We start from the raw sequence: 7,484 nt of genomic DNA, 5'->3' as shown, positions 1-7,484 counted from the left end.
GCGGTCACCGGACATCCGGTGACCGCCCTCGCGCACGTACGGGCGGGTCAGCCGCCCGCGTGGGCGCCGAGCTCCTTCGCCGCCTCCGTGAGGTCCTTCGCGGTGTCGATCGCCCGCCAGTACGCCCCGTGGGGCAACGGGAAGCCGGCCAGCCGGCGCTCACGGGCCAGCCGGGGAAAGGTCGTCCGCTCGTGGTCGCCGCGGTCCGGCAGCATCGAGGTGAACGCGGGCGCGAAGACGTACACACCTGCGTTGATCAGGTACGGCGACGGCGGCGACTCGATGAAGTCGGTGATGTGCCCGAACGCATCCGTCTCCACGGCACCCCACGGGATCCGCGGCCGGGCGAGCGCGAGCGTCGCGGTGGCGTCCCGCTCGGCGTGGAACGCGGCCATCTCCCTCAGCGAGAAGCGGGTCCAGATGTCGCCGTTGGTCGCGTACCAGGGCTGCGACGGATCGGGCAGCCGCGTCGCGGCATGCTTGAGACCGCCGCCCCGGCCCAAGGGCTCGGTCTCGACGACGGTCGTGACACGCAACGGAAGATCGGCCGAAGCCAGCCATTCCTGCAGCACATCGGCAAGATGGCCGCACGAGATCACGGCGTCGGTGACGCCCTCGGCGGCCAGCCAGGACAGCTGATGGCCGATGATCGGGGTCCCGGTCCCCGGGATCTCGACCATCGGCTTGGGGCGGTCATCGGTGTACGGGCGAAGCCGCGAGCCCTGACCACCCGCCAGGATCACGGCCTGCGTCGGATACGTATGCATGCCAGGCACGATATGCCGTGCCCGGACACACCCGGCTCAGCTGAACTGCGCGACGCCCGATGCGAACGAGGTGTCGCAGACCGGACGGGAGAAACGGTGGGCGCGCGTCGGACCGTACTGGTCCACGGCGGCCTTGCCCAGCGCCTTGGCGATCGACATGCAGTGCCTCGCCAGCGAGGGACGCCCCTCGACGGTGCGCTGGAGGCTCGTCAACGCGACCCCCGGGTCCTTCTCGCGGAGCTCCAGCAGGAGCTTGTCCCGCAGAACGTCCTGAGGGGCAGGGGCCTTCGCCTGCTTGGAGACGGTCTCCGAGGCGGCGGTGAGCAACTGGGTCTCGGTGTCCTGCCCCGACCACTGCACGCGGGTGACCGCGAGGGTCCCGGACAGGACCATGACGACGGGCAGTACGAGAGCTAGGGTTCGGCCGATTCGGCGCGCGGTGTGGGTCACGCAGGCGAGCGTAGCGGGCAGTGATGACTTGGCGACATTTCGTCACCCCTGCGGGGGATGGTTCGAGAGGTCTTTTCGAATCGCGCGTTGACGTGCTGGGGTGAATTGACCGGTGTGCCAGGGTATTTGGCGCCCGAAAGACCCGAAACCAGATCCTGCCCCGCGACACGCGAACGGCCCCGCGTCCTCGAAGGACGCGGGGCCGTGACGCTGGATCGGAAGGATCAGGCGGTCAGGCGCTCACCGGTCGACGTCGCGAAGACGTGCAGCTCGTCCGGGCGCGGCACGACGTGCAGCTCGGTGCCCTTCTCCGGAACGGCGCGGCCGCCGACGCGGACGACCAGGTCCTTGTGCTCGCCACCGACCTGCGCGGCACCGTAGACGAATCCGTCGGCGCCGAGCTCCTCGACGACGTTGACGGAGACGGCCAGACCGGCCGGGGCGTCGGAGGAGGCCTTGGAGAGGCCGGTCGCGGCGGCGCCGCCGTGCTCGACGATGTCGAAGTGCTCGGGGCGGATGCCGACCGTGACGGTGGTGTCACCACGGTTCGCGGCGGCGGTGAGTGCCTCGCGGGAGACCGGGACGACGCTGTTGCCGAACTTCACGCCACCGTCGGTGATCGGGACCTCGATGAGGTTCATCGCCGGGGAGCCGATGAAGCCGGCGACGAAGAGGTTCGCCGGGCGGTCGTACATGTTGCGCGGCGAGTCGACCTGCTGGAGCAGACCGTCCTTGAGGACCGCGACACGGTCACCCATGGTGAGGGCCTCGACCTGGTCGTGGGTGACGTACACGGTGGTGATGCCGAGGCGGCGCTGCAGCGAGGCGATCTGCGTACGCGTCGACACACGGAGCTTGGCGTCGAGGTTCGACAGCGGCTCGTCCATGAGGAAGACCTGCGGCTCACGCACGATGGCGCGGCCCATCGCCACACGCTGACGCTGACCACCGGAGAGCGCCTTCGGCTTGCGGTCCAGGTAGTCGGTGAGGTCCAGCATCTTGGCGGCCTCTTCGACCTTCGCCCGGATCTCGGTCTTGTTCACACCGGCGATCTTGAGGGCGAAGCCCATGTTGTCCGCGACGGACATGTGCGGGTAGAGCGCGTAGTTCTGGAACACCATGGCGATGTCCCGGTCCTTCGGGGGCAGGTGCGTGACGTCGCGGTCACCGATGCGGATCGCACCGCCGTTGACGTCCTCGAGACCCGCGAGCATGCGCAGGGAGGTCGACTTGCCGCAACCGGAAGGACCGACGAGGACGAGGAACTCGCCGTCCTCGATGTCGATCTCGAGCTGGTCCACAGCCGGCTTCGTGGAGCCGGGGTAGACGCGGGACGCCTTGTCGAACGTGACACTGGCCATGGCGATTCTTCTCCTCCACCGGCAGGAACGTGCCGGACGATCCGAGTAAGGGAGTGGTGTGGTCCACTGGAGTGAACCTGAGGTGACGCTACCTGGCGTTTTCGAATCTGTCAGTAGTCCGAGGGTCACGAAAAATTCGTCGGCAGAGCAACGCACTTTTGACCGTGTGCAAGCTGCGGGCAGGGCTTTCCACTTTTGCCCCTGCTGCAGTCGCAGCACTTCCTGCTTCAGCGCCCTCTGCCGACCGAACGCACCTCTGAGGGGCACGCCCGCCCGGTCTTACACGGACTCCACAGGCATGACGGCCGACGGCCCGTCGGTCCGTACAGCACCTCTTCACGCAGCCGGCAGCACGTCCGCCAGCTCCGACGCCTTGATCACGGGCGGAGGCTCTCGCCCCGGCGGCAGCGCGGAAGCCATCAGCCGGTACAGGCGCATCCCCTCGTCCCGGAGGTTCCGCGCCGCATTCACATCCCGGTCATGCACGGCGCCGCACTCCGCGCACGTCCACTCCCGCACCGATACGTCGAGGGACGCCCCCTTCCTGCGGCAGTCGGCGCACCGGCGCGTCGACGGGAAGAAGCGGTCGACGATCACCAGCGTCCGCCCGTACCACTCGCACTTGTAGCGCAGCTGCCGTAACAGCTCGCCCCAGGCCGCGTCGATGATCGATCGACTCAGCCCCGCCTTCCGCCGACGGCCCTTCCCCGGGGCCGACCGCAGCAGATTCATGACGGCCAGGTCCTCCACCACGAGCACTTGGTTCTCGCGCACGAGGCGGGTGGTCATCTGGTCCAGCATGTCCCTGCGCACATCGCTGATCAGTGCATACAGCCGAGCGATGCGCTCCCGGGCCTTCCCTCGGTTGGCCGATCCCTTTTCCTTCCGGTGCAGCCCCCGCTGCAACCGTGCCAGCTCCTTGTCGTACTTCCGCAGCAGCCGCGGATGATCCACCTTCGTCCCGTCATCCAGCGTCACCAACGCCGCCAGACCCAGATCGATCCCCACCGCCCTCGGCTCGTGCCCGCCCGGCAGGAACACGGCAGGAAGCGGCTCGATCCGCTCCTCGACCAGCATCGAGACGAAATACCGCCCCGCCCGGTCCCGCGTCACCGAAAGCTTCACGGGGTCCGCTCCCGCCGGCAGCGGCCGCGACCACCGCACGTCGAGCGGCTCCGACTGCTTCGCCAGCATCACCCGCCCCGTGCCCGGAAGCTCCGGGTCCTCCACCCACCTGAAGCCCGTCCGCACGTACGTCGCCGAGTCCCGCGAGCGGTGCTTCCTCTTACGCTGCGGATACTTCGCCGACTGCTTGAAGAAGCGAGTGAACGCCCCGTCCAGATGCCGCAGCGACTGCTGCAGAACCGTCGACGACACCTCGCGCAGCCATGACGTCCCCGACGCCTGCCGCCACCCCGTCAACGCACGACACGACTCCGCGAACCCCACTGACACCCGGTGCCGCTCCCAGGCGCCGGCCCGCAGGGCCAGCCCTTCGTTGTAGACCCAGCGGCATGCCCCGAAGGTCTTCTCCAGTTGCTCGGCCTGTGACGGAGTCGGATAGAAGCGGTAGCGGTAGACGCGCTGCTGCGTGCCGGCTCCCTTGGCCCGGCGCTTCAAGGCGGTGGTAGCGCGGCCGTGGTGTTTCTTGCGGTCGGCGATGCCCAGTGCGTCGCGCTTGATGCGCTTGGCCTCTTCACCCGTCACCGGTAGCGGCTGGTCCGCCGTGTCCGTCACATCCACTCCCCCCGACTGTCCGATATACGGAACAGCACGTCAGTCCTCTTAACGGACGGGTGGTCGGATGGTCACGGTGATGGTGAATCTTCGTGGATCGATGGACGAGGCGCTGTGTAGAGTGAGGACTTGCGCGCGCGGTTTTTGGCGTGCGCTGTGCCGCCTTAGCTCAGTTGGCAGAGCGGGTGCCTTGTAAGCTCCAGGTCGTCGGTTCGATTCCGACAGGCGGCTCAAAATGCCAGGTCAGCGCCATGCTGGCCTGGTTTTTTTGTTGCCCGGGCCGCGAGATCTCCCCAGATGGGCCACTTCCGGGACATGCGCGATTCTCTGCGTGTAAGACATGTGCAGGGAATGTGGAGACGGGTGGGGAGCGCGGTAGATGAGTCGTCGGTCCAATGGTCTGGTCGGTGCGTGGGCGGAGTCTCAGCGGCAGCTTCAGCGCCAGCACGAAGCGCAGCATCGAGCAGCTGTTCAGGGTGCGCGCGAGCAGGAGCGGTTGCAGAGGGCGCATGAGCGGGACATGGCGCGGATGCACCGGGAGCAGCAGGCCGAGTATCGGCGTCGGCGTGAGATGGATGCGAGGCGGCGCACGGAGGAGCTGGAAGCTCGGGTCGGTGTGCTGGAGAGTCTGCTGGCGGTCGGTTCGCGGGTGCCTGCGTTCCGGACCGCGTCACTGGCGCGTGCGGAGGATATCGAGCCGTTCGCTCCGGGACAGCTGGCGCATCCCGTTCCCATGCCTGATGTGAACCGCTATCAGGCGCAGGGTGGATGGACTGCGGGGAGGCGGGCGCAGGCGCAGCAGGACGCGCAGGCTCGATATCAGGTGGACTGGCAGGCCGCACAGGCGGCGGAGGCGCAGCGGCAGCAGCAGCTCGCGTCGTATCGGCGTCAGTACGACGACTGGGCACAAGGGCAGTTGGGTGAGATCCGGAGGCACAACGCGGGGGTCGCCGAGATGGCTGTGGGCCTTCGGCGGGGTGACGTGGACGCGGTGGTGGATTACTTTTCCGCCGCGTTGTACGCGTCGTCGGCGTGGCCGGCGGACTTTCCTCGCCAGGTGACGGCTGCGTTCGATCCGGCTGGTGGGCAGCTGGTTCTGGACTGGGAGTTGCCCGGTTTGGCGGTCGTCCCTGAGTCGAAGGTCGTCCGGTATCTGGTGGGTTCGGACCAGGAGAAGGAGACCCCCCGGCCTGTGGGTCAGCGGAGGGCTTTGTATCGGGACGTTCTGGCTCAGTGTGTGCTGCTCGTGTTGCGGGATGTGTTCGCCGCGGACGAGTTCGGGGCCGTGGAGTCGGTGGCCCTGAACGGCTTCGTGGATGACGTGGATCCGGCGACGGGCCGGCAGGCGGTGGTCTTTCTGAGCACGGTGATGGTCTCGCGAGCTGATTTCGGTGGGTTGAACCTCGAGCAGGTGAGTGCTGTGGACTGCCTGACGGGCGGTTTGCGGGGGCAGTTGTCGGCTCGTCCGGATCAGAGGGTGGCTGTGCGGCCGGGGAGGGTTCCGGCGGATCTGGGTTCGGGTGCGGTGTCGCACGGTGGGGGTGGTGAGCCGGATCTGTTGGAGATGGATCCGATCGAGTTCGAGGGGCTGGTTGCCGAGTTGTTCCGGGCGCGGGGGATGCGTGCGGTGACGACGCAGCGTTCGAATGATGGCGGTGTCGATGTCGAGGCGCTGGATCCGGATCCGATCAGTGGCGGCAAGATCATCGTGCAGGTGAAGCGCTACCGGAACACGGTTCCTCCGAGTGCGGTGCGTGATCTGTACGGCACGGTGCAGGGAGCGGGTGCCAACAAAGGTGTGCTCGTGACGACGTCCGGCTTCGGGCCTGGTTCGTACACGTTCGCCAACGGCAAGCCGTTGACGCTGGTGTCGGGTACCGAGCTGGTCGACCTTCTGGCCCGCTGTGGCCTGCGGGGGAGGTTGTCGGCGGGTTCGGGTGCGGCCGGCGTGCCTGCTCAGCGGTCGTCGCCGGACGGTGAAGGCGAACCCGCCGGTGACTACAACGTGTTGGGTATGACGTGGTCGGGTGGTGTGGCGCTGGATGTGTGTGCACTGGTGTGCCGTGGTGGCCGGGTGCTGAGCGATGACCACTTCGTGTTCTTCAACAATCCGCGGACTCCTGAGGGTGCGGTGAGGTCTGTGCCCGGGTTCGCGGGGGACCGGGCGGCGGTGCGGGTGTCGTTCGACGCGTTGCCTGCGGCGGCGGATCGTGTGGTTCTCGTGGCCGCCGTGGACCCGGAGGCTGATCCGGGTGGTGATCTCGCGGGCTTCACCGAAGCGGGTATCAGGTTGCGGGATGCGGGGGGTGTGGAGCTGGACCGGTTGGAGGTGTCCGACGGGCGGGCGGGTGAGGTGGCGCTCGTCCTCGGGTCGTTCCGGTTGAGGGGGTCCGGCGACTGGGAATTCGTGCCGGGTGGAAAGGGGTACGCGGGCGGGTTGGAGGCTCTGGTGCAGGAGTACGGCATCGAGGTGGCGTAGTCCGGCCGGATGGGGGAGTCGGAATTGCGGAGGGCGGCCTGCGCAAGCCGGTGGCCCTTGTGATGCGGTTCTGCGGCGAGACGGTGGGCGAGGTCGCGGGGCGGCTGACGGCAGGGGGCTCATTGAAAAGCCCAGCTCAGATGCACTCTGAGCTGGGCTTTCTTCGTCTCGGTGCCGGCCGTGACGGGCGGTTCAGGCGTCCGGCGGGCTGTCGCCGTCCCGGCCGGGGGCCCGTTCGAAGTCCTCCTCGGCCCGGCGCTGGATCTCGTCCACGTCCGCCAGGAGCCGGTCGACGCGTTCCGCGCCGCCGGGGACGGGTGGGGGGACGTCGATGAGGGTGTCGTACAGATAGCGGCACGCCTCCGCCTCGGTCCCGAAGCGCGCGATGACACTGTCGTCTCCGCGCTGACGCAGGAGGACCGGCCAGGCGTCCCCCTCCGGGCGCAGGACGTAGTAGGCGTCCAGCTGTACGGGCACGCCGTGGACGCCCGGGATCTCGTAGAGCGCGTCCGGGACGCCCTCGCGGCGCAGCCGTTCGGTGAGTTCTGTCCTGTCCATCGCGTCGGTTCCCCTCCTTGCACAGGCTCGGGCGGGCCCCGGCCGTTCGGGGCCCGCCCGGGGGTGTGGGGCGGTGATCAGTTCAGGGCTGCGTGCTTCAGGTCGGTGTCCAGTTCCGAGACCCGCGGGGCC

General features: G+C 68.2%; 6 protein-coding genes and 1 tRNA gene. 2 read left to right on the top strand and 5 right to left on the bottom strand.

The genetic code is table 11. From position 1 onward, the window contains the following. Window positions 1-47 precede the first annotated feature (47 nt). From ACFWFI_RS38790 to ACFWFI_RS38775, 4 genes are all read right to left on the bottom strand, one after another. Window positions 48-767, bottom strand: coding sequence for a nucleotidyltransferase family protein (locus tag ACFWFI_RS38790; protein ID WP_387399960.1), 720 nt, complete (start codon window positions 765-767; stop codon window positions 48-50). Window positions 768-803: 36 nt separating this feature from the next. Then, window positions 804-1,217 (bottom strand): hypothetical protein, encoded by a 414-nt coding sequence (locus ACFWFI_RS38785; protein WP_387399958.1) that lies wholly within the window; start codon window positions 1,215-1,217, stop codon window positions 804-806. 224 nt (window positions 1,218-1,441) lie between these two features. Continuing rightward, complete coding sequence (locus ACFWFI_RS38780; protein ID WP_387399956.1) at window positions 1,442-2,578, bottom strand: ABC transporter ATP-binding protein; 1,137 nt, start codon at window positions 2,576-2,578, stop codon at window positions 1,442-1,444. A gap of 336 nt (window positions 2,579-2,914) precedes the next feature. Further along, window positions 2,915-4,315 carry an RNA-guided endonuclease InsQ/TnpB family protein gene (locus ACFWFI_RS38775; RefSeq protein ID WP_387399955.1) on the bottom strand — a complete coding sequence of 467 codons (1,401 nt, stop codon included), beginning with the start codon at window positions 4,313-4,315 and terminating at the stop codon, window positions 2,915-2,917. Between the two features lie 158 nt (window positions 4,316-4,473). Between ACFWFI_RS38775 and ACFWFI_RS38770 the strand changes: the two genes are divergently transcribed. Continuing rightward, a tRNA-Thr gene (locus ACFWFI_RS38770) sits at window positions 4,474-4,546 on the top strand. A gap of 148 nt (window positions 4,547-4,694) precedes the next feature. Then, on the top strand, window positions 4,695-6,794 hold the full coding sequence (locus ACFWFI_RS38765; RefSeq protein WP_387399953.1) for a restriction endonuclease: 2,100 nt from the start codon (window positions 4,695-4,697) through the stop codon (window positions 6,792-6,794). 192 nt (window positions 6,795-6,986) lie between these two features. Here the strand turns inward: ACFWFI_RS38765 and ACFWFI_RS38760 are convergent, their stop codons facing one another. Beyond that, on the bottom strand, window positions 6,987-7,352 hold the full coding sequence (locus ACFWFI_RS38760; RefSeq protein WP_387399950.1) for a hypothetical protein: 366 nt from the start codon (window positions 7,350-7,352) through the stop codon (window positions 6,987-6,989). Between the last annotated feature and the right edge of the window lie 132 nt (window positions 7,353-7,484).

This window comes from Streptomyces sp. NPDC060209, from assembly GCF_042728155.1.
GTDB lineage: Bacteria > Actinomycetota > Actinomycetes > Streptomycetales > Streptomycetaceae > Streptomyces.
This window is presented reverse-complemented; position numbering and strand designations above follow the sequence as displayed.

Coding starts and splice junctions, on each gene's coding strand:
- ACFWFI_RS38765 (WP_387399953.1), top strand. CDS start 4,695: ATGAGTCGTCGGTCCAATGGTCTGGTCGGTGCGTGGGCGGAGTCTCAG.
- ACFWFI_RS38790 (WP_387399960.1), bottom strand. CDS start 767: ATGCATACGTATCCGACGCAGGCCGTGATCCTGGCGGGTGGTCAGGGC.
- ACFWFI_RS38760 (WP_387399950.1), bottom strand. CDS start 7,352: ATGGACAGGACAGAACTCACCGAACGGCTGCGCCGCGAGGGCGTCCCG.
- ACFWFI_RS38780 (WP_387399956.1), bottom strand. CDS start 2,578: ATGGCCAGTGTCACGTTCGACAAGGCGTCCCGCGTCTACCCCGGCTCC.